This window comes from Streptomyces sp. AC555_RSS877, from assembly GCF_019049245.1.
In the GTDB taxonomy this organism is placed as follows: domain Bacteria; phylum Actinomycetota; class Actinomycetes; order Streptomycetales; family Streptomycetaceae; genus Streptomyces.
Map to the genome: position 1 here is coordinate 288,555 of NZ_JAGMUK010000015.1, position 20,115 is coordinate 308,669.

Genomic DNA, 20,115 nt, shown 5'->3' on the forward strand with positions numbered 1-20,115 from the left:
ACGGGGGGAGCTGCCCGGCGTCGGTCCGTCGCTCCGACGGGGGATGCGGAGCGCCTACGAAGTATGTCACGGGTAACCCGTCGCCCGGCACCGGAACAACATGATTGATCTGAGCTTTTCTTGAGCTTGGCGACGCCCTGACTTCCGGTTTGTGACCCGCCCTCGGATGCCGCGCATGGTCATGCCCGCTCGCGCGGTTCCTTCGGTGCGCCCGACGCCGGATCGGCCACCACATCTTCCGGGACGGGTTCCGTAAAGGTGTCCTGAGCACCGGGCGGAGTGATCATCGGCCGCGTCGGCGCGGCCACGAACGTCGACGGGAGTGACGGCGCGTTCTCCCGGCCGGCGTTGGCGACCACCACGGCGATATAGGGCATTACCACCCCGAGCACCAGGGCGACGATCGCGACGTGCCGTTCCACGTTCCACAGCGTCGCCGCGAGGATCACCGAGAGCGTACGGACCGACATCGATATGACGTACCGGCGCTGCCGTCCGCGCACGTCTTCCTGGAGGCTCGTCCGGGCCCCGGTGATCCGGAACACCTCGACGTTGCCGCCGCCATGCTGCTTCCGCATCACATTCCACCATCCGCCCGCATCCGACTCTCCCCGCCCCGTATCCGGTCCGCCCCCGGCCGGGGAACGCGATCCGGACACCCTCCACGGTACGCCGGGCCTGCGTCGCCTACGAGAGCGGGGCATCTCCAACCTGGACGAACGTCCTCGGCCGTGGCACCTACGGCGCACCCGACATGCGACGTACGGCGAGCCGCCCGACACTGGGCGTAATGCTCACGTCGAGCCGTACGAGGAGGCAGCCATGGGCTGGTTGTGGGCCATCATCGTGGGATTCGTCCTGGGTCTGATCGCGAAGGCGATCATCCCGGGCAAGCAGCACAGCCCTCTCTGGCTGACCACCATCTTCGGCATCCTGGGCGCGATCGTCGGCAACGCCATCGCCCGTGCGGCCGGCGTCGAGGCCACTTCCGGCATCGACTGGCTGCGGCATCTGTTCCAGCTCGTGGCCGCGGTCGTCATCGTCTTCCTGGGCGACATGGCGTACATGGCGACGCTGGGCCGCAACAAGCAGAGAACCTGAGGCCGGACATGGTGAAGGGGGCGGCCTCCCGCACGGGAGGCCGCCCCCTTCACCATGTCCGGCCCGGGTGCGTCTAGGAACCCGTGACCTCGACGGCCGCCAGGTTCTTCTTGCCCCGGCGCAGCACCAGCCAGCGCCCGTGCAGCAGGTCCTCCTTGGCCGGTACGGCGTCCTCCGCGGCGACCTTCGCGTTGTTCACGTAGGCGCCGCCCTCCTTGACGGTGCGGCGCGCGGCCGACTTGCTCGCGACCAGCCCGACCTCGGCGAACAGGTCGACCACCTGACCGAGCTCGGCGACCTGGATGTGCGGCACCTCGGACAGGGCCGCGGCCAGCGTCTTCTCGTCCAGGTCGGTCAGCTCGCCCTGGCCGAAGAGGGCCTTGGACGCGGTGATCACGGCGGCCGTCTGGTCGGCGCCGTGCACCAGCGTCGTCAGCTCCTCCGCCAGCGCGCGCTGGGCCGCCCGCGCCTGCGGACGCTCCTCGGTCTGCCGCTCCAGCTCCTCGATCTCCTCATGGGACCTGAAGCTGAAGATGCGCAGGAACTTGGAGACGTCCCGGTCGTCCGCGTTCAGCCAGAACTGGTAGAAGGCGTACGGCGTGGTCATCTCGGGGTCGAGCCAGATCGTGCCGGACTCCGTCTTGCCGAACTTGGTGCCGTCGGCCTTGGTGATCAGCGGCGTGCCCAGCGCGTGCACCACGGCGTCGGGCTCGACGCGGTGGATCAGGTCGGTGCCCGAGGTGAGGTTGCCCCACTGGTCGCTGCCGCCGGTCTGCAGCGTGCAGCCGTACCGCCGGTACAGCTCCAGGAAGTCCATGCCCTGCAGGATCTGGTAGCTGAACTCGGTGTAGCTGATGCCCGCGTCGGAGTTGAGCCGCCGCGCGACGGCCTCCTTCGCGATCATCTTGTTGACCCGGAAGTGCTTGCCCACGTCCCGCAGGAACTCGATGGCCGACAGGCCCTGTGTCCAGTCCAGGTTGTTGACCATGACCGCCGCGTTCGGCCCCTCGAAGTCGAGCAGGGGCTGGATCTGCCCGCGCAGCCGCTCGACCCACTGGGCCACGGTCTCCGGCGCGTTCAGCGTGCGCTCCGCGTTCGGCTTCGGGTCGCCGATCAGACCCGTGGCGCCCCCGACCAGGCCCAGCGGACGGTTGCCCGCCTGCTGGATCCGACGCATCGTCAGAATCTGCACGAGGTTGCCGAGGTGCAGGCTGGGCGCGGTCGGGTCGAAGCCGCAATAGAACGTGACGGGACCGTCCGCGAACGCCTTGCGCAATGCGTCCTCGTCAGTGGAGAGGGCGATCAGCCCGCGCCACTTCAGTTCGTCGACGATGTCCGTCACGGTTCTCGTATCTCCTTGGAATGACCTTCGGGCAGTCGAGCGACAGCCGACTACGAGGTTATACGCCCTGACTGACAGAGCTCATATTGAAGTCCGGCACCCTCAGGGCCGGCATCGCAGCCCTAGTGAACCAGTCGCTCCACTCCCTCGGCAGCGTCTTTTCCGTGCGCCCGGCCTCGGTGGCCCGGCCCAGAAGGCCGACCGGCGACTCGTTGAACCGGAAGTTGTTGACCTCGCCGCTCACCTCGCCGTTCTCGACGAGGTAGACACCGTCCCGGGTCAGGCCGGTGAGCAGCAGCGTCGCCGGGTCGACCTCGCGGATGTACCAGAGGCAGGTCAGCAGCAGCCCGCGCTCGGTGTTGGCGACCATCTCCTCCAGGGACCGGTCCTCGCCGCCGTCCAGGATCAGGTTGTCGATGCCCGGCGCCACCGGCAGCCCGGTCAGCTCCGCGCTGTGCCGGCTGGTCAGCAGACCGCTCAGCTCGCCCTCGCGCACCCACTCGGTGGCGGTCAGCGGCAGCCCGTTGTCGAACACCGACTGGTCGCCCCCGGAGGAGTGCGCGAGCACGAAGGGCGCCGACTCCAGGCCCGGCGCGTGCGGGTCGCTGCGCAGCGTCAGCGGCAGGTCGGTGAGCCGCTCGCCCACGCGGGTGCCACCGCCCGGCTTGGAGAACACCGTGCGGCCCTCGACCGCGTCCCGGCCCGACGCCGACCACATCTGGTAGATCAGCAGGTCCGCCACGGCGGTCGGCGGCAGCAGCGTCTCGTACCGCCCCGCCGGCAGATCGATCCGGCGCTCGGCCCATCCGAGGCGTACGGCCAGTTCGGCGTCCAGCGCGGCGGGGTCGACGTCCTTGAAGTCCCGCGTCGACCGCCCCGCCCACGCCGACCGCGTACGGTCCGGCGACTTGGCGTTCAGCTCCAGCGTCCCGTTGGGCTGGTCGTGACGCAGCCGCAGCCCCGTCGACGTACCGAGGTAGCTGGAGACCAGCTCGTGGTTGGCGAAGCCGTACAGCTCGCGTCCGCCAGCACGCGCGCGTGCGAACGCCTCACCGAGCGTCGGCGCGAAGTCGGCGAACACCGCGGAGGAGGTCTCGGCGGGTGCGTCCGTGAAGTCGGGGGACTCGGGCACGCCGGTGACCAGCGGCCGGGCGTCCTCGGCGGGCTGGGCACCGCGCGCGGCGGCCTCGGCGGCCCGCACCAGGGGCTCCAGCTCGTCCGCGGTCACGGCCGACCGTGAGACGACCCCGGAGGCCGTGCCCTCCTTGCCGTCGACGGTCGCGATGACGGTGAGCGTACGGCCGCGGGTGACACCGTTCGTGGTGAGCGCGTTGCCGGCCCAGCGCAGGTTGGCGGTCGACTGCTCGTCGGCGATGACCACACAGCCGTCCGCCCGGGACAGGGCGAGGGCCCGCTCGACGATCTCGTGCGGCTTGTTCGTCAACGAAGTGATGCCGTTGGGCACACGAGAACTCATCGACCGGCCTCCTGCGTGGTGTTCAGAATGTTGACGCCCTTGAAAAGGGCGGACGGGCAGCCGTGGGAGACGGCCGCGACCTGGCCCGGCTGGGCCTTGCCGCAGTTGAAGGCACCACCGAGGACGTACGTCTGCGGACCGCCCACCGCGGCCATCGAGCCCCAGAAGTCGGTGGTCGTCGCCTGGTAGGCGACGTCCCGCAGCTGCCCGGCGATCCGCCCGTTCTCGATCCTGAAGAACCGCTGCCCGGTGAACTGGAAGTTGTAGCGCTGCATGTCGATCGACCAGGACCGGTCGCCGACGACGTAGATCCCGCGCTCCACGCTCCCGATCAGATCCTCGGTGGACATTCCGGCGGGGTCCGGCTGCAGGGACACGTTGGCCATGCGCTGCACCGGCACGTGCCCGGGCGAGTCGGCGAAGGCGCAGCCGTTGGACCGCTCGAACCCGGTCAGCCGCGCGATCCGCCGGTCCAGCTGGTAGCCGACCAGGGTGCCGTTCCTCACCAGGTCCCAGGACTGGCCCGCGACGCCCTCGTCGTCGTACCCGACCGTCGCCAGGCCGTGCTCGGCGGTGCGGTCACCGGTGACGTTCATCAGCTCGGAGCCGTACCTGAGCTTGCCCAGCTGGTCGAAGGTGGCGAAGGAGGTGCCGGCGTAGGCGGCCTCGTAGCCGAGCGCCCGGTCCAGCTCGGTGGCGTGCCCGATGGACTCGTGGATGGTCAGCCACAGGTTGGACGGGTCGACCACGAGGTCGTACACACCCGACTCGACACTGGGTGCCCGCATCTTCTCGGCGAGGAGTTCCGGGATCTGCGCCAGTTCCGCGTCCCAGTCCCAGCCGGTGCCCGTGAGGTACTCCCAGCCGCGTCCGACGGGCGGCGCGATGGTCCGCATGGAGTCGAACTCGCCGCTCGACTCGTCGACGGACACGGCGGTCAGCTGTGGGTGCAGCCGGACCCGCTGCTGGGTGGTCACCGTCCCGGCCGTGTCGGCGTAGAACTTGTTCTCATGGACGGTGAGCAGTGAGGCGTCCACGTGGTTGACGCCGTCGGCGGCCAGGAGCCGCGCGCTCCACTCCGCCAGCAGTGCCGCCTTCTCCTCGTCGGGCACCGAGAACGGATCGATCTCGTACGACGAGATCCACGACTTCTCGGAGTGCACCGGCTCGTCGGCCAGCTCCACGCGCTCGTCCGACCCGGCGGCCTTGATCACCTGGGCCGACAGTTTCGCCATCTGGACCGCCTGCGAGGCGACCTTGGCGGCGGCGTCCAGGGTCAGATCCACACCCGAGGCGAATCCCCAGGTCCCCCCGTGCACGACCCGCACCGCGTACCCGAGGTCGGTGGTGTCCGAGGTGCCGGAGGGTTTGGCGTCCCGCAGCCGCCAGGACGCGCTGCGCACCCGCTCGAACCGGAAGTCCGCGTGCGCCGCGCCCAGCGCACGCGCGCGTGCCAGCGCGGCGTCGGCCAAGGCGCGTAGCGGAAGCGCCGTGAAGGCTTCGTCGATCGTATGAGGCACGAGGATCTCCCTGATGTCGTGGCCTGTCGGCTCCGATCATGTCGCGCGGGCAGGTCAGCGGACCATACGTTTCCGACGGAGTTCCGCATCTTTCTGTAGGGACCCGACAGCGAGTCCCGTAAGCCACTGTGGATGCCCGATTGTCCGCACACGGGCCGGGACCGATAGGTTTTCGAGGAAGCCGCCTGTCACCAGGTGTTCGGGCGGGTGTGTCAGTCCGCTATCGAAAGGGTGATCTGTTGAGCCGCTCGGTTCTCGTCACCGGAGGCAACCGGGGCATCGGCCTCGCCATCGCCCGCGCATTCGCCGACGCCGGTGACAAGGTTGCCATCACGTACCGCTCGGGCGAGCCGCCGGCCGGCTTCCTGGCCGTCAAGTGCGACATCACCGACACCGAGCAGGTGGAGCAGGCCTACAAGGAGATCGAGGCCGAGCACGGCCCGGTCGAGGTGCTGGTCGCCAACGCCGGCATCACCAAGGACCAGCTCCTGATGCGCATGTCCGAGGAGGACTTCACCTCGGTCATCGACACGAACCTCACGGGCACCTTCCGGGTCGTCAAGCGTGCCAACCGCGGCATGCTGCGCGCCAAGAAGGGCCGCGTCGTGATGATCTCGTCGGTCGTGGGTCTGTACGGTGGCCCCGGCCAGGCGAACTACGCCGCCTCCAAGGCCGCCCTGGTGGGTTTCGCGCGCTCGCTCGCCCGTGAGCTGGGCTCGCGCAACCTCACGTTCAACGTCGTCGCGCCGGGCTTCGTCGACACCGACATGACCAAGGTGCTCACCGACGAGCAGCGCGAGGGCATCGTGAAGCAGGTGCCGCTCGGCCGGTACGCGCAGCCCGAGGAGATCGCCGCGACGGTGCGGTTCCTCGCCTCGGACGACGCCTCGTACATCACTGGAGCCGTCATCCCGGTTGACGGCGGACTGGGAATGGGTCACTGATCACCATGAGCGGAATTCTCGAGGGCAAGCGCGTCCTGATCTCCGGTGTGCTGATGGAGTCCTCCATCGCCTTCCACACCGCGAGGCTGGCCCAGGAGCAGGGCGCGGAGATCATCCTGACCGCGTTCCCGCGGCCCACGCTGACCGAGCGCATCGCCAAGAAGCTCCCCAAGCCCGCCAAGGTCATCGAGCTCGACGTCAGCAACGACGAGCACCTCGGGCGCCTGGCCGACCTGGTCGGCGAGGAGCTGGGCGGCCTGGACGGCGTCGTGCACTCCATCGGCTTCGCGCCGCAGGACGCGCTCGGCGGCAACTTCCTCAACACGCCGTTCGAGTCCGTGGCCACGGCCATGCACGTCTCGGCGTTCTCCCTGAAGTCGCTGACCATGGCCTGTCTGCCGCTGATGCAGAACGGCGGCTCCGTCGTCGGTCTCACCTTCGACGCGCAGTACGCCTGGCCGCAGTACGACTGGATGGGCCCGGCCAAGGCCGCCCTGGAGGCCACCAGCCGCTACATGGCGCGTGATCTGGGCAAGCAGAACATCCGCTGCAACCTCATCTCGGCCGGCCCCATCGGTTCGATGGCCGCCAAGTCCATCCCGGGCTTCGCCGAGCTGGCTTCCGTCTGGGACACCCGCGCCCCCCTGGAGTGGGACCTCAAGGACCCGGAGCCGGCCGGCAAGGGCGTCGTCGCCCTGCTCAGCGACTGGTTCCCGAAGACCACGGGCGAGATCATCCACGTGGACGGCGGTCTGCACGCCATCGGTGCGTGACGCTGCCGCTGTGACTGCTGAGGGGTGAGGGCCCGCGTCCTTTCGGACGCGGGCCTCACCCCTCACTCGTTCGGCCTATCCGGCCGGGCGGGCGGGGCCTGCAACCGCGCACTGTGGAGTACGCGTTCACCACACGCTCCCCTGCCCAGCACGGCCGAGGAGGTCCCCTTGTGCGCCTGCCCCGCAGCCTGGCCTCAGTGACCGTAGCCGCCTGTCTCGTGCTGTCCCTGTCGTACGACGCGATGTCGCAGGCGCGCGTGGAGGTACCGCAGGCCGCCGAACCGGAACCGTTCGGTGCGGCGTGCCGCAGCAGGGTCAACGGCTCCCATGTGATCGCGTACTGTCACAACCCCTATCCGCAGCCCGATCGCGTCAGCCTGCACATCGAATGCGAGCGCTGGTGGGACGTCGACAGCGACGGCGCCTCGGTCGAGGCGGGGCCCGCCCAGACCGTGCGCCTGACCGGCCGCTGCTGGAAGGAGGTCCGCTCGGTGTGGGTCAGCCACCGGAGGGAGCGTTGAACCGGCCCGGGCGGCACAGGAACGGGTAGCTCGCGGCCTCCCGGGCGGCGGCCGCCGCGTCGCCGGTGCGGATCGCGTCGACCAGCCGCGCGTGGTCCATGTGCGTCTCCGGCGTCAGCTCCTCGCCGACGTCCTCGCGCAGCCAGTCCCGCAGGACCTCGCCCAGGTCGGCGTACATCGCGGTCATCACGTCGTTGTGGGAGGCGGCCACCACCGCCAGGTGGAAGGTCGCGTCCGCCGTCACGAACGCCTCGGTGTCGCCCGACTCCCACGCCTCCTCGCGGCGCACGAGGAGCGCGTCCAGCTGCTTGAGGTCCTTCTCCGTGCGCCGCCTGGCGGCCAGCCTGGCGGCGGCCGACTCCAGCGTGGAACGCAGCTCGGCGATGTGCCGCGGGTCGGCGTCGGCGAAACGGCGGTGCATCACGCCGGCCAGCTCGCTCGTCGCCACGACGTACGTGCCGGAGCCCTGGCGGATGTCCAGCAGACCGTTGTGCGCGAGCGCGCGGACGGCTTCGCGGACGGTGTTGCGGGCGACGCCCAGCTGCTCGACCAGCTCCGGCTCGGTCGGGATCCGGGCGCCGACCGGCCACTCGCCCGAGGTGATCTGGTTGCGCAGAGCGGCGATGACCTGCTCGGACAGTGCCGACCGGCGGGGATGGCTCAGGGGCATGGCACACCTTCGCACGGGTGGGGCCGGACGGGGCGCCCCGGGGATGGACAACCAATCATCCCATGATTCTATGATGGGCCTCATGGCGCGTGAGGAAACCCGGACGAGGAAGTCCGCGACCGTACCCGGTTCGGCCGCGACCGACCCCCAGGAGGCCGTCGGCCCCGAGGGAGCGGCCACGCGCGCGTGGGCGACGCGCCTGGTCGTCGTCGGCATCGTGCTGTCCGCCCTCAACCTCCGCCCCGCCATCACCAGCCTGGGTGCCCTCCTCGAAGAGGTCCGCGACGGCCTCGGCATGAGCGGCAGCGTGGCCGGGCTCCTCACCTCCGTACCCCCGCTCTGTTTCGCCGTCTTCGGCGTCATGGCCCCCAGGCTCGCCCGCCGGTTCGGACCGGGCGCGGTGGTGTGCGCGGGCATGGCGGCCATCGCCGCGGGCCTGCTCATAAGGCCCTACGCGGGCGAGACGGTCGGTACGGCCGGATTCCTGGCGGGCAGTGCCCTGGCCCTCATGGGCATCGCGGTCAGCAACGTCCTGATGCCGGTCATCGTCAAGCGCTGGTTCCCCGACCGGGTCGGCTCGATGACCGGCCTCTACTCGATGGCCCTCGCCCTCGGCACCTCGGCCGCAGCCGCGGTGACCGTGCCGATGACCAAGGCGCTCGGCGGGAGCTGGCAGTCCGGCCTCGCGGTGTGGGCGATCCTGGCGGCGGCGGCCGTGCTCCCGTGGGTCCCGCTCGTACGGGACCGGGGGACCGCGCCGGCCGAGCGGGCCCCCGCGCGCGGGGAGCCCTCGGCCCCACTGCGGATCACCCGGAGCCGTACCGCCTGGGCGCTCGCCGTCTTCTTCGGGCTCCAGGCCACCGCCGCCTACATCACCATGGGCTGGATGGCGCAGATCTTCCGGGACGCGGGCGTGTCCGCGGGCACGGCAGGTCTGCTGCTGGCCGTCACGATGGTGATGGGCGTGCCGCTGGCCTTCGTCATCCCGCGTATCGCCACCCGGCTGCCGCACCAGGGCCCGATCGTGATCGCCCTCGGCGTCTGCGGCCTCGCCGGATACGCCGGCCTGTACCTCGCCCCGGCCGGCGGAGCCTGGGCCTGGGCCGTCCTGCTCGGCGTCTCCAACTGTGCCTTCCCGCTGGCCCTCACGTTGGTCGGGATGCGGGCCAGGACCGGCGCGGGCGTCGCCCAGCTGTCGGCCTTCGCGCAGAGCACCGGCTATCTGATCTCCATCCCCGGCCCGCTCCTGGTCGGCGTGCTCTACCAGCACAGCGGCGGCTGGGGCCTGCCGATCGCCCTCATGACCGGCCTGATGATCCCGCAGATGCTGGTGGGCGTACTGGCGGGACGCAACCGCACGGTGGAGGACGAGGCGGCGCGCTGATCCGCGCGGGAGCCCGCCGGTCCCACCCCCGCGGAGTCGTGGCGGGCGACGGGTGCGAGACTTGCCGCATGCCAGTGCTCGATCCGAACCCCCAGAACGGCCAGAAGAAGATGCTCCTCGTCTTCGGCTCGTTCTTCGCCATCTTCGTGATCATCGCCATCATCGCGACGATCGCCTCGCCGTGAGCCGTGTCCCGCGCGATCGTCCGGCGGGCCGAGGGTGGGGCTAACCCCCCTGTCCCCTAGGGGGCGAGTGTCAGGGTCAACTGGGTGGATCACCGGATGGGTTGAAGGCCGGAGATTCCGTAGCTTCGAGAGGTGACCGCGTAAGGCGGGCACGGACGACTCGAAGACGGCGGAGGCACGCATGTCGGCTCCTACGCACACCCGGCCCCACCCGGCATCCCGGGGTGGCGTCGACATCCGGCTGCCCTGGTGGGCCCTCGCGCTGCCGACACTCGCCTTCATCGTGCTGCTGGTGATGATCCTGCACCCGACGGACGCCCACGCGGCGTCCGGCGACCCCGCCGTCAGCCACCTCGTCGAGCGCGTGCAGCAGCTGATAGCCCGCTGAACACGGCCGGAGCCGCCGGTCAACTCCCTGCGCCTCATGGCCTGTTTCATGCGAAGCTGGATCCTATGAGCGTCGCAGAACCTCGCAGGATTGTCCTCTTCCGGCATGCGAAAGCCGACTGGCCACAGGTGCCCGATCACGAGCGGCCGCTCGCCGAGCGGGGCCGCATGGACGCCGCAGTCGCCGGACGCAAGCTGGCCGACACCGGCATCCCGTTCGACCTGGCCCTGTGCTCCACCGCGACCCGGACCCGCGAGACGTGGAAGCTCGCCGTCCACGAGCTCCCCCACCGGCCGAAAACGGTCTACGAGGAGCGGGTCTACGAAGCCTCGCCCGGCGAGCTGATCACACTGCTGAACGAGAACCCCGACGACGCACAGACCGTCGTGCTCATCGGCCACAACCCCGGCGTCCAGGGCCTCGCCGACGTCCTGGCCGGCGCGGACGAGGGTGACGCCCGCGAGCGGATGAGCAACCGCGGCTTCCCGGCCGCCGCCTTCGCCGTACTGACCTTCGAGGGCTCCTGGAAGTCCCTGGAGCCGGGTGCGGCCACGCTGGTCGACTACTGGGCGCCGTCCGACTGACCTGGTTCCTACGTACGTGGAAGGGCCCGGCACCGCGGTGGTGCCGGGCCCTTCCACGTTGTCCGCGCGGACGGCATCGGCCGTCGGGGCGGGCTCAGTCCTTGTCGTGCGTGTCCGCGGCCTCGACCTCTTCGCGGGTGACGCCCAGCAGGTACAGGACGGTGTCCAGGAACGGCACGTTCACCGCGGTGTGCGCGGCCTGCCGCACCACCGGCTTGGCGTTGAAGGCGACCCCGAGACCGGCAGCGTTGAGCATGTCCAGATCATTGGCGCCGTCGCCGATCGCCACGGTCTGCGCCAGCGGTACGCCCGCCTCCGCGGCGAACCGGCGCAGCAGCCGCGCCTTGCCCGCCCGGTCCACGATCTCGCCGGTGACCTTGCCCGTCAGCTTCCCGTCGACGATCTCCAGCGTGTTGGCCTGGGCGAAGTCGAGCCCGAGCCGCTCCTTCAGATCGTCCGTGACCTGCGTGAATCCGCCCGACACGACGCCCACTTGGTATCCGAGCCGCTTCAGCGTGCGGATCAGGGTGCGCGCGCCCGGCGTCAGCCGCACCTCGCTGCGCACCTTGTCCACCACCGAGGCGTCCAGCCCTTCGAGGAGCGCCACGCGCGCGTGCAGCGACTGCTCGAAGTCCAGCTCACCGCGCATCGCGGCCGCCGTGACCTCGGCGACCTCGTCCTCGCAGCCGGCGTGCGCGGCGAAGAGCTCGATCACCTCGTCCTGGATGAGCGTCGAGTCCACGTCCATGACGACCAGGCGCTGGGCACGGCGGTGCAGTCCGGCCGCGACGACCGCGACATCGACGCCGAGCGCCGCCGCATCGGTCATCAGGGCGGTGCGCAGCGGCCCGGTCTCCACGCCGGACACCGCGAACTCGACCGCGGTCACCGGATACTTGGCGAGCCGGAAGATGCGGTCGATGTTGCCGCCGACCTTCGTGATCCTCGCGGCGACCGCCGCTGTCGCCTCCGCCGTCAGCGGGTGCCCCAGCACGGTGACCAGGGAGCGCCCCAGACCGCGCGGACGGTTGTCGCCGAGGCCGGAGATGATCTCGGCCTGCATCTTGATCGACTCGGCCCAGCTGTGGACGGTCGCCCGCAGGTCGCCCTCCAGCCCGCTGGGCGGCGCGGTCACCAGCGCGCACAGCACCATGCGGCCACGGGTGACGACCTGCTCGATGTCGACCACGTCGACGGAGTAGGCGGCAAGGGTGTCGAAGAGTCCGGCCGTGATGCCCGGCCTGTCCTTCCCGAAGATCTTGACGAGAAGGGTGGGGACGTCAGAGGACGAGGTCTGCGAAGCGCTCATGGTGTTCCCACCGTATCCGGCACCCAGTGCCTTCCGCGCCCGAGGTCCGCCTGACGGACACGGAACAATGGGTGACGGACGGATGGCGCCGACCTTGCGCGGCGGCCACGTCTTCGCTGCACACGGCTCCGCGCGCCGCTTCCGGGGGACGGATCACTGTCGCCCCTCAGGCCTCCCCGGCCCAGGAGGCGGGGGAGGAGGCGGCGGAGGCGGCCCTTCCCCGGATCGCGGCCCGGGCGGCTTCCTGGGCCCCCGCGGCGGCGGCTCGATGGGCCGGGCCACCGTGGGCGCGCCGTACACGTCGTCGCCGGGCGACCGCGGACGCCCGGCCCGACGCGGCTCGTCGGTCGGCCGCGCGTCCTCCGGTTCCCTCAACTCGTCCGGGACCCGCAGATACGGATTGGTCGCCGGGTTCGGCGGCCGGTAGGGCGAGCGGGGAACGTACGGCCCGGACTCGCCGGTGTGCCCCACCGGCTCACCCGGGTACGGGCCAGACCCGGCAACCCCACCTGACGGAGCATGATCGGCCCCTACCGGCCTTACGGCCCCCATGCCCCCTACGGCCCTCGGCCCCCACCGCCCGTCACCCAGTGCCGGCGGCGCCGCCCGTTGCCCCGCCGCCCCGGTCGCCCGGGCGAGCAGCGCGCCGGCGGCCCCCGCGCCCACGCCCCACACGGCGCCCAGGAGCAGGGCCATGCCGAGATGCCCGCGCAGGGCGACTCCCGCGCCGAACGCGTCGAAACCGAGCACGGACAGGGAGGCGTCCACGGACACCTGCGTCAACCAGGCGAGCAACGGCAAGGTCAGCGCCGTGGCGATGCCCAGCCGCAGCGCACACCGTCCGGCGAAACCGAGAGCGCCCGGATCTCGTACACCCACCAAGGCCGGAGCCCCCGCCGATCCCGTACCCGCGGCCCCCGCAGACCCCGCCCCCGCAGACCTCACCGCACCCGCATCCACACCGCCAGGCCCGGCGACCACCCCCACCGGCGTCCGCACAGCCGTCAGCACCCCCGCCAGCAGCATCATCGCTGCCGCCGCCACCCCGAGCAGCCACACCCGCCCGTCCAGCTCGGCCAGGCGCCCCAGCGTGACCGACTCGTCGGAGCCGCTGCCCAGCAGGTCGTCCAGGGGGTCCGGCAGCAGGCGGGTCAGCTCGCCGGTCGCCCGGCCGTCCCACGGCACGAACAGGCCGATCGGGATGCCCAGCCACACCCCGTTCGGTGCCCCGAGCAGCGCCGCCCCCGCGATCCGCTTCGGATGGTCGTCACCGATCGCCGCGTACCCCGCCGCCGCGAACCCGGCCGCCACCGCCATCAGCAGGACCGTGACCAGGGCGGACGCGGCCGGCCGTACGACTCGGTGGACGGCCTCCCAGCCGTGCGGCAGCGGTGTGCGGCGCGAGGCCAGCAGGGCGATCAGCAGGACCCCGGCCGACCAGCCCAGCCCGCCGAGCAGCGTCGGCGCGGTGTCGACGGTGAAGCCGACCGCCGCCTCCGCGTCGACGAGGTCGCCGATCTGGTCGGGCAGCAGCCCACCGATGTCCCCGATGTCGCCCACCCCGGGGATCTCGATGCCGCCACCCCCGCCGGGCAGGTCGTCGAGCCCCAGTGCGCTCCCGTCGATCGTGATGACATCGTGTCCCGCCCAGGCCAGCCCGCCGAGCATCGCCACGAACAGGGCCACCACCGTGCCCGCGCGCGCGAGAAGTTCGGCGGGCGCGACCGCAACTCCCCCCGCACGCAGGGACCTTAGAAAGAACCAGGACAGCAGCAGCGCGCCGACCAGGCTCACGCCCAGTGGCGTGATCTCGATGGCGGTCGCCGCCTCCGCGCCCGTCAGGCCGAACGCGGACACATCGCCGGACGGTGTGACAGAACCACCCGCCCCAAGAGCCACCACCGCCGCGGTCATCGGCCCGAGCGAGCCCGCCGCATCGGCTTCGAGCAGATGCAGGCCGAGCGCCGCCGTACCCGCCATCCCGATCAATGCCCAGCTCACAGCGGCGATCGCGGACAACAGGATGTCTCCCCAGGGCAGCCCCGTGCCTGACTTCGTGGTCTCGACGCTCCTGGACGCACTCATGGCAGACCCCCCGATCCGCGGCACGGCCCGCTCGCCGCGCATGTCCCCCTCGCGTGGATTACCACTCTCCGGTCCGGTTTCAACCCCGTCAACGGAAACAGCCGAAGCGGGCGTACGCCTTCTTCACAAGGCCCGACTTTCGGTCAGGGGGCCGAGCCTGAAATAGTTCCCGACGATGTTCGACATCCCTAGACTCCCTGTGATGGGGGTACATCGGGGGACTACTCAGTGGGGCATGGAGTGCCGGAACTCGTACTGGAATTGAATGGACGGACCTGGACGCTTGACGCGTCCAGGCCATACACCCTCGGACGTGATCCGCAGGGGGACGTGGTGCTCGACGACGCGAGAGTGTCGTGGCGGCACGCCACGATCAGCTGGAACGGCCGCAGTTGGGTCATCGAGGACCACGGCAGCACCAACGGCACGTTCGTGCGGGGGCAGCGGATCCACCAGCTGGAGATCGGTGCCGGCTCGGCCGTGCACCTGGGCAACGCGACCGACGGACCGCTGCTCAGCCTGTCCGGCACCGACGCCGCCGTGGCCTCGCCGCAGGCACTGCCCCAGCAGCAGCCGTACGCGGCTCAGGGCGCGGGCGCCGGCTGGGCCCAGCCGGCCCCGCCGCAGCAGCAGGACCCGCAGGCCGGCTGGCAGCAGCCGCAGCAGGCCGCACCGCACGTCCCGCCGCAGCAGGGCCCGGCGGACAACTACGCGCAGAAGGCACCCGGTGGTGGCGCGGGGGCGCCGCCGGTCTACGGCGACCGCAGCCCGACCACGTTCCACCAGTTCTCGCTCGGCCGTGTCATGCGCATCGGCCGTGCCCTGGAGAACGACCTGGTCGTCTCCGACCTCCAGGTCTCCCGCAACCACGCGGAGTTCCACGCGACGCCCGACGGCCGCTTCGAGATCCGCGACCTGGGCTCGCACAACGGCACATACGTCAACGGCCAGCCGATCGCCAAGGGCGGCACCCAGCTGCTGGGGCCGAACGACATCGTCGGCGTCGGCCACTCCACGTTCCGCCTGGTCGGGGACCGTCTCGAGGAGTTCGTCGACACCGGTGAGGTCTCCTTCTCGGCCCGCCACCTGACCGTCACGGTCGACGGCGGCAAGCAGATCCTCAAGGACGTCTCCTTCGGCGTCCCGGAGAAGTCGCTGATCGCGGTCATCGGCCCCTCCGGTTCCGGCAAGTCGACGCTCCTGAAGGCGCTCACGGGCTACCGCCCCGCCAACCAGGGTGACGTCCTCTACGACAACCGAAACCTGTACAAGCAGTTCGCCGAGCTGCGCCAGCGCATCGGTCTGGTTCCGCAGGACGACATCCTGCACAAGGAACTGACCGTGAAGAAGGCCCTCAAGTACGCGGCCAAGCTGCGCTTCCCGGCCGACACCACGGCCGCCGAGCGCGACGCCCGGATCGGCGAGGTACTGCGCGAGCTCAAGCTGGACATCCACAAGGAGAAGAAGGTCACCTCCCTCTCCGGTGGCCAGCGCAAGCGCGTCTCCGTGGCCCTGGAGCTGCTCACCAAGCCGTCGCTGATCTTCCTGGACGAGCCGACCTCCGGCCTCGACCCGGGCATGGACCGCGACGTCATGCAGCTGCTGCGCGGCCTCGCCGACGACGGCCGTACGGTCCTCGTCGTCACGCACTCCGTGGCCGAACTGGCGATCTGCGACAAACTGCTCGTGATGGCGCCCGGCGGCAGCGTCGCCTACTTCGGCCCGCCGGAGGAGGCGCTGAACTTCTTCGGCTACGACACCTGGGCCGACGTCTTCTCCGCCTTCGAGAACTACCGCGACTACGACTGGGCGGGCCGCTGGAAGGGTTCGCAGCACTACCAGATGTACGCCGCGGACATCGACGCCGTTGCGCCGCAGTCCGTACAGATGCCGCCGATGCAGGCGATGAGGCCGCCGAAGCCGCAGGGCTGGATGTCCCAGTTCGTCACGCTGGTGCGCCGCTACACCTCGGTGATCGCCTCCGACAAGGGCTTCCTGGCCCTGATGGTGATCCTGCCGGCGGTCCTGGGCGCGGTGAGCCTGCTCATCGACTCCGGCAACAGCCTGCTGCCCAACCCGGCCAACCCCAAGACCGGCCGGATCATCCCGAACGGCACGGCCACCACGGTTCTGCTGATCCTCGCGGTCGGCGCCTGCTTCGCGGGCGCCGCGAACTCCGTCCGTGAGCTGATCAAGGAACGGGTCATCTACGAGCGGGAGCGCGCCACCGGCCTGTCCCGCTCGGCTTACCTGATGTCCAAGGTGTTCGTGCTCGGTGTGATCACCGTGTTCCAGGGCCTGCTGGTCGGCGTCATCGGGTTCGCCAGCCGGGAGATCCCCGAGCAGGGCCTGGTCCTCGGCAGCTCCACCATGATCGAACTCTCCATTCCGATCATGGCGCTGGGCTTCGCCTCGATGATGTTCGGCCTGGTCATCTCGTCGCTGGTGAAGACGGCCGAGAAGACGATGCCGCTGCTGGTCATGTTCGCGATCATCCAGGTCGTGTTCACCGGCTGCCTGTTCACCCTGAACGGCGCGGTCGGCGTCAACGAGTTCTCGTACCTGATGCCGTCCCGCTGGGCGGTCGCCGCCGCGGGCGCCACGCTGGACTTCAACAAGATCAGCCCGCCCAAGGAGGGCGGCGACACCGATCCGCTGTGGGAGCACACCGTCGGCGCCTGGGGCATGGACATGGCCGCTCTGATCATCCTCGGCGTGATCTGCGGCTTCTTCGTGGCCCGCTTCCTGCGCCGCCACGAGCCCGAGGTCATGCGCAAGTGACCACGGTCGTACGACGGTGAAGGGCGGTACCCCGGTGAGGGTGCCGCCCTTCGGCGTGGAAGAGGTCCGCGCGACCTCAGTACGCGCCGTTGACGTTGTCCATCGAGCCGTACCTGTCGGCCGCGTAGTTGGCGGCGGCGGTGATGTTGGCGACCGGGTCGTAGATGTTCCAGGACGTGCCCGGGACGTGGTACGTCTTGAAGGTCGGCGGGATGACCTGCAGCAGGCCCTTCGACGGGATGCCGTTGATGGCGTTGATGTCCCAGTTGTTGATCGCGTTCGGGTTGCCCGAGGACTCCCGGAGGATGTTGCGGTGCAGGCCGTTGTACGAGCCCGGGATGCCCTTGGACTTCATGATGTCCAGGGATTCCTTGATCCAGCCGTCGAGGTTGTTGGCGTAGGTCTTGGTCGCGACTGCCTTGACCTGGGCGCGCTTGGCCGACCGGCTCGCGGCCTCCTTCGCCTTGCGCGCCTGCTCGGCCTTCTTCTTGGCGGCGGCCGCGGCGGCGGCCTTCTTCTTCGCGGCCGCATCCGCCTTGGCCTTGGCTGCCGCCTCGGCCTTCTTCTTCGCCTCGGCGGCCTGGCGCTGCAGGCTGTCACTGGCGGCGAGCTGCTCGGTGACACCCGACTTCAGGCCCTTGAGCTGCTCGGACTTGTAGGCCACCGGAGCCGAGACGGCCGCCGCCTCGGAGGTGGTGGTGTTCCCGCTCGGAACCACGGTGAAGGCCACGGAGGCGGCACCGAGGGTGGCGACACCGGCGATGGCGATCCTGTGCGTCCGGGTCAGGGCGCGACTTCGGGTCGTGATGTTCTTGAGCATGCTGTGGGACCTCTTCGAATAGCGCGGAGGTCGCTCGGCGTCCGGTGGGGGACAGGGTGCTTCCGGCACAAACGCCGCGGGAGGAACCCGCGGCGCTGAGCGACGAGAGCAATTCTTAGCGGCCGCAAAATCACGTGGCAAAGGTGTGACGTACGAAGCTGGGTAGTGGATCGGGGAAGGGCAAAACGGGACAGACTGGAACGTCTGCCCCGTTCACGAGGGAGGGGTTTGTCTCCTATTGCCCCTAGTACGTGATCTGCGCCCTATGTGCGGGCTCACATCGGCGCGAGGGCGGTCTCACCAAGAGTTGCTGGCGCAATGCTCTGTGTGAGGCCCCTCCTGGGGCAGGACGAGGTGCACGTCTCCGAACTCGTGCCACAGGTAGCGCCCGCGCAGCGCCTCCTCGTAACCGCGGTCGACCGCCGCCCGTCCGGCGACCGCCTCCAGCATCAGCAGGTGCGACGCCTCCGGCTCGTGCAGCCCGGTCAGCAGCCCGTCCACCACCCGCACCCCGCGCTCCGGGGTCACCACGAGGCCGGTCCATCCCCCACGCGCGCGTACGACCCCGTCGGGCCCCGCCGCCGACTCCACGGCCCGCACGGCCGTGGTGCCCACCGCAACGACCCTGCCGTCCCCCGCCTTCACGGCGTTGATCAGCCGCGCCGACGCCTCGGGCACCGCGAACCGCTCCGGATACGGCGGTTCGTGCGCCTCCGCCGACGCCACCCCGGAGTGCAGCGTGACCGGCGCGAACTGCACCCCCCGGCTCACCAGCTCCGCCACCAGCCGCGTGGTGAAGGGCCGCGCCGCACTCGGCATCTCGGCACTCCCCGCCCCGTCGGGCGACGGCAGCGCGAACACCGTCTGGTAGACGGACAACGGCTGGTCCCGCTCCGTATAGGAGTAACGAATGGGCCGCCCGTGCTCCCGCAGCACCCCGAGGATGTCCGCCCCCGACGCACGCGCCCACCACAACCGCCCGCTGGGTGCACTCAGCGGCTCCTCCACGACCAGCCGCCCACCCCCGGGCAGCCGCACCCGCGTCCCCGCCGGCCCGCCCGCACGCGCACGCGTGGTGCCCTGCCCGTCGGGATCCCGCAGCTCCACGGCCCACCGCCGGTCGTCCCCGCGGGTGGAGAAGTGCACCACCACGCGCGCGTGCCCGATCCGCCCGTCGACGGCCGCCGCCAGCGTGGGCGAGGTGTTCACGACGAGCAGGTCCCCGGCCCGCAGCAACCGGGGCAGCTCCACGAACGCGTGGTGCGACACCTCGGTGCCGCGCGACACGAGCAGTCGTACGGCGTCCCGGTCGAGCCCGGGACCGCGTTGCTCCGCCGGCACCCGTGCCGACAGCTCCTCCGGGACGTGCGCCGCCAGCGTCATCGCTCCTCCAGCAGAGCGGGAGCCGCGTAGCGCCCGCTCGCGGGCCGCTCCTCCAGCAGCCGCAGGAACGCCGGGGCCACTTGCTCCGGCTCCGGCCGCGGATCCTTGTCCTCCGGTACGGCGGCCGCGTACAGGTCGGTCGCCATGTCGCCGGGGTCGACCGCCCAGACCCGCAGCCCGGGCTCCTCCTCGCCCAGTACCGCCGCGAGATGGTCCAGGGCGGCCTTGGACGCCCCGTAGCCGCCCCAGGTCTCGTACGCCTCGGCGGCCGCGTCCGAGCTCACCGCGATCACCGCGCCCGCCTCGGAGGCCCGCAACAGTGGCAGCGCCTCCTGGACGAGCCCCAGCGGGGCCACCACATTGACCTCCAGCGCCCGCCGCAGTCCGTCCACGGGCAGCTGCTCCAGCCGCACCAGCGGCTCGGCACCCAGCGCACTCGCGTTGTTCACCAGCAGGTCGACCCCGCCCAGCTTCCACGCCGCCGCCACCAGATCGCTCCGGTGCCCGCCGTCGGTGACGTCCCCCGGGAGGGCCGTCACCCGCGTCCCGTGCCGGGAGACGGCCTGCGCCGCCTCCGTGAGGGCCTGAGCGCCTCTGGCGTCGAGCACCAGATCCCAGCCCCGCGCGGCCAGGGCGTCGGCCAGCGCCCGCCCCAGTCCCTTCGAGGCCCCCGTGATGATCGCTACCGGCATGACACACGTCCCCTCGTCCTCGACGCCTCCTGATCGGCGTGCCCCCAACGTAGGAACCGGGCCCTGGTCACCGCCTCGGACGCGGGCCGCAGAGCGGTGAGGTCCTTCGCCCTAGGACTCGCGGCCCAGGAGACGGCCGCCACAGGTCGGATACGG

The 20,115-nt window shown here is 70.7% G+C and carries 19 protein-coding genes; 9 read left to right on the plus strand and 10 right to left on the minus strand.

Annotated features, from left to right (window positions below; genetic code table 11):
• Positions 1 to 179 precede the first annotated feature (179 nt).
• The gene (locus tag KUM49_RS07060) at positions 180 to 578 is read right to left on the minus strand and encodes a DUF3099 domain-containing protein (protein ID WP_217235879.1); all 399 of its coding nucleotides are present in this window, start codon (positions 576 to 578) and stop codon (positions 180 to 182) included.
• A 244-nt stretch (positions 579 to 822) separates the two neighbouring features.
• Between KUM49_RS07060 and KUM49_RS07065 the strand changes: the two genes are divergently transcribed.
• Positions 823 to 1,101, plus strand: coding sequence for a GlsB/YeaQ/YmgE family stress response membrane protein (locus tag KUM49_RS07065; RefSeq protein WP_217235836.1), 279 nt, complete (start codon positions 823 to 825; stop codon positions 1,099 to 1,101).
• 73 nt (positions 1,102 to 1,174) lie between these two features.
• On the opposite strand, the gene tyrS is transcribed toward KUM49_RS07065, so the two are convergent.
• Genes tyrS through KUM49_RS07080 form a run of 3 tightly spaced genes read right to left on the minus strand, consistent with a single transcriptional unit; the run spans position 1,175 to position 5,440 of the window.
• Positions 1,175 to 2,443 (minus strand): tyrosine--tRNA ligase, encoded by a 1,269-nt coding sequence (gene tyrS / locus KUM49_RS07070; RefSeq protein ID WP_217235837.1) that lies wholly within the window; start codon positions 2,441 to 2,443, stop codon positions 1,175 to 1,177.
• Between the two features lie 58 nt (positions 2,444 to 2,501).
• Positions 2,502 to 3,920: a metallopeptidase TldD-related protein gene (locus KUM49_RS07075; RefSeq protein WP_254400808.1), complete on the minus strand. Its 1,419-nt coding sequence runs from the start codon at positions 3,918 to 3,920 to the stop codon at positions 2,502 to 2,504.
• A complete protein-coding gene (locus KUM49_RS07080; RefSeq protein WP_217235838.1) occupies positions 3,917 to 5,440 on the minus strand; it encodes a TldD/PmbA family protein in 1,524 nt (507 codons plus the stop codon). Before KUM49_RS07080 ends, KUM49_RS07075 begins: the two co-directional genes overlap by 4 nt.
• Positions 5,441 to 5,679: 239 nt before the next feature.
• Between KUM49_RS07080 and fabG the strand changes: the two genes are divergently transcribed.
• The 3 genes from fabG (at position 5,680) to KUM49_RS07095 (ending at position 7,678) form a co-directional block, all read left to right on the plus strand.
• Positions 5,680 to 6,384: a 3-oxoacyl-[acyl-carrier-protein] reductase gene (fabG, locus tag KUM49_RS07085; protein WP_217235839.1), complete on the plus strand. Its 705-nt coding sequence runs from the start codon at positions 5,680 to 5,682 to the stop codon at positions 6,382 to 6,384.
• Between the two features lie 5 nt (positions 6,385 to 6,389).
• Entirely contained in the window at positions 6,390 to 7,157 is a 768-nt protein-coding gene (fabI, locus tag KUM49_RS07090; protein WP_217235840.1) for an enoyl-ACP reductase FabI, read from the plus strand.
• Positions 7,158 to 7,327: 170 nt separating this feature from the next.
• On the plus strand, positions 7,328 to 7,678 hold the full coding sequence (locus KUM49_RS07095; RefSeq protein ID WP_217235841.1) for a hypothetical protein: 351 nt from the start codon (positions 7,328 to 7,330) through the stop codon (positions 7,676 to 7,678).
• Here KUM49_RS07095 and KUM49_RS07100 read toward each other — a convergent pair.
• A complete protein-coding gene (locus KUM49_RS07100; RefSeq protein ID WP_217235842.1) occupies positions 7,656 to 8,348 on the minus strand; it encodes a FadR/GntR family transcriptional regulator in 693 nt (230 codons plus the stop codon). The genes KUM49_RS07095 and KUM49_RS07100 overlap by 23 nt on opposite strands.
• Before the next feature lie 82 nt (positions 8,349 to 8,430).
• Between KUM49_RS07100 and KUM49_RS07105 the strand changes: the two genes are divergently transcribed.
• The 4 genes from KUM49_RS07105 (at position 8,431) to KUM49_RS07115 (ending at position 10,889) form a co-directional block, all read left to right on the plus strand.
• Positions 8,431 to 9,732: a CynX/NimT family MFS transporter gene (locus KUM49_RS07105; RefSeq protein ID WP_374200137.1), complete on the plus strand. Its 1,302-nt coding sequence runs from the start codon at positions 8,431 to 8,433 to the stop codon at positions 9,730 to 9,732.
• A 68-nt stretch (positions 9,733 to 9,800) separates the two neighbouring features.
• Positions 9,801 to 9,917 carry an SGM_5486 family transporter-associated protein gene (locus KUM49_RS48085; RefSeq protein WP_086023195.1) on the plus strand — a complete coding sequence of 39 codons (117 nt, stop codon included), beginning with the start codon at positions 9,801 to 9,803 and terminating at the stop codon, positions 9,915 to 9,917.
• 181 nt (positions 9,918 to 10,098) lie between these two features.
• A complete protein-coding gene (locus tag KUM49_RS07110; protein ID WP_217235844.1) occupies positions 10,099 to 10,305 on the plus strand; it encodes a hypothetical protein in 207 nt (68 codons plus the stop codon).
• A 65-nt stretch (positions 10,306 to 10,370) separates the two neighbouring features.
• Positions 10,371 to 10,889: a histidine phosphatase family protein gene (locus tag KUM49_RS07115; protein WP_217235845.1), complete on the plus strand. Its 519-nt coding sequence runs from the start codon at positions 10,371 to 10,373 to the stop codon at positions 10,887 to 10,889.
• Positions 10,890 to 10,983: 94 nt separating this feature from the next.
• Here the strand turns inward: KUM49_RS07115 and serB are convergent, their stop codons facing one another.
• Positions 10,984 to 12,198: a phosphoserine phosphatase SerB gene (gene serB, locus KUM49_RS07120; protein ID WP_217235846.1), complete on the minus strand. Its 1,215-nt coding sequence runs from the start codon at positions 12,196 to 12,198 to the stop codon at positions 10,984 to 10,986.
• Positions 12,199 to 12,351: 153 nt separating this feature from the next.
• Positions 12,352 to 14,283, minus strand: coding sequence for a streptophobe family protein (locus KUM49_RS07125; RefSeq protein ID WP_217235847.1), 1,932 nt, complete (start codon positions 14,281 to 14,283; stop codon positions 12,352 to 12,354).
• A gap of 240 nt (positions 14,284 to 14,523) precedes the next feature.
• On the opposite strand from KUM49_RS07125, the gene KUM49_RS07130 reads away from it, so the two are divergent.
• Positions 14,524 to 17,064 carry an FHA domain-containing protein gene (locus KUM49_RS07130; protein ID WP_217235848.1) on the plus strand — a complete coding sequence of 847 codons (2,541 nt, stop codon included), beginning with the start codon at positions 14,524 to 14,526 and terminating at the stop codon, positions 17,062 to 17,064.
• A gap of 76 nt (positions 17,065 to 17,140) precedes the next feature.
• Here KUM49_RS07130 and KUM49_RS07135 read toward each other — a convergent pair whose 3' ends face one another.
• From KUM49_RS07135 to KUM49_RS07145, 3 genes are all read right to left on the minus strand, one after another.
• The gene (locus tag KUM49_RS07135; protein ID WP_217235849.1) at positions 17,141 to 17,884 is read right to left on the minus strand and encodes a transglycosylase SLT domain-containing protein; all 744 of its coding nucleotides are present in this window, start codon (positions 17,882 to 17,884) and stop codon (positions 17,141 to 17,143) included.
• A gap of 297 nt (positions 17,885 to 18,181) precedes the next feature.
• Positions 18,182 to 19,267 (minus strand): S-adenosylmethionine:tRNA ribosyltransferase-isomerase, encoded by a 1,086-nt coding sequence (locus tag KUM49_RS07140; protein ID WP_217235850.1) that lies wholly within the window; start codon positions 19,265 to 19,267, stop codon positions 18,182 to 18,184.
• Positions 19,264 to 19,959, minus strand: a complete 696-nt coding sequence (locus tag KUM49_RS07145; RefSeq protein WP_217235851.1) for an SDR family oxidoreductase — start codon at positions 19,957 to 19,959, stop codon at positions 19,264 to 19,266. The genes KUM49_RS07140 and KUM49_RS07145 overlap by 4 nt, the downstream gene beginning before the upstream one ends.
• Positions 19,960 to 20,115 lie beyond the last annotated feature (156 nt).

What these genes read in the sequence shown, in the direction of transcription:
- KUM49_RS07125 (WP_217235847.1), bottom strand. Translation starts at nt 14,283, where the DNA reads ATGAGTGCGTCCAGGAGCGTCGAGACCACGAAGTCAGGCACGGGGCTG.
- KUM49_RS07135 (WP_217235849.1), bottom strand. Translation starts at nt 17,884, where the DNA reads ATGCTCAAGAACATCACGACCCGAAGTCGCGCCCTGACCCGGACGCAC.
- KUM49_RS07060 (WP_217235879.1), bottom strand. Translation starts at nt 578, where the DNA reads ATGCGGAAGCAGCATGGCGGCGGCAACGTCGAGGTGTTCCGGATCACC.
- fabI (WP_217235840.1), top strand. Translation starts at nt 6,390, where the DNA reads ATGAGCGGAATTCTCGAGGGCAAGCGCGTCCTGATCTCCGGTGTGCTG.
- KUM49_RS07065 (WP_217235836.1), top strand. Translation starts at nt 823, where the DNA reads ATGGGCTGGTTGTGGGCCATCATCGTGGGATTCGTCCTGGGTCTGATC.
- KUM49_RS07105 (WP_374200137.1), top strand. Translation starts at nt 8,431, where the DNA reads ATGGCGCGTGAGGAAACCCGGACGAGGAAGTCCGCGACCGTACCCGGT.
- KUM49_RS07140 (WP_217235850.1), bottom strand. Translation starts at nt 19,267, where the DNA reads ATGACGCTGGCGGCGCACGTCCCGGAGGAGCTGTCGGCACGGGTGCCG.
- KUM49_RS07100 (WP_217235842.1), bottom strand. Translation starts at nt 8,348, where the DNA reads ATGCCCCTGAGCCATCCCCGCCGGTCGGCACTGTCCGAGCAGGTCATC.
- KUM49_RS07145 (WP_217235851.1), bottom strand. Translation starts at nt 19,959, where the DNA reads ATGCCGGTAGCGATCATCACGGGGGCCTCGAAGGGACTGGGGCGGGCG.
- KUM49_RS07110 (WP_217235844.1), top strand. Translation starts at nt 10,099, where the DNA reads ATGTCGGCTCCTACGCACACCCGGCCCCACCCGGCATCCCGGGGTGGC.
- serB (WP_217235846.1), bottom strand. Translation starts at nt 12,198, where the DNA reads ATGAGCGCTTCGCAGACCTCGTCCTCTGACGTCCCCACCCTTCTCGTC.
- KUM49_RS07075 (WP_254400808.1), bottom strand. Translation starts at nt 3,920, where the DNA reads ATGAGTTCTCGTGTGCCCAACGGCATCACTTCGTTGACGAACAAGCCG.
- KUM49_RS07115 (WP_217235845.1), top strand. Translation starts at nt 10,371, where the DNA reads ATGAGCGTCGCAGAACCTCGCAGGATTGTCCTCTTCCGGCATGCGAAA.
- KUM49_RS48085 (WP_086023195.1), top strand. Translation starts at nt 9,801, where the DNA reads ATGCCAGTGCTCGATCCGAACCCCCAGAACGGCCAGAAGAAGATGCTC.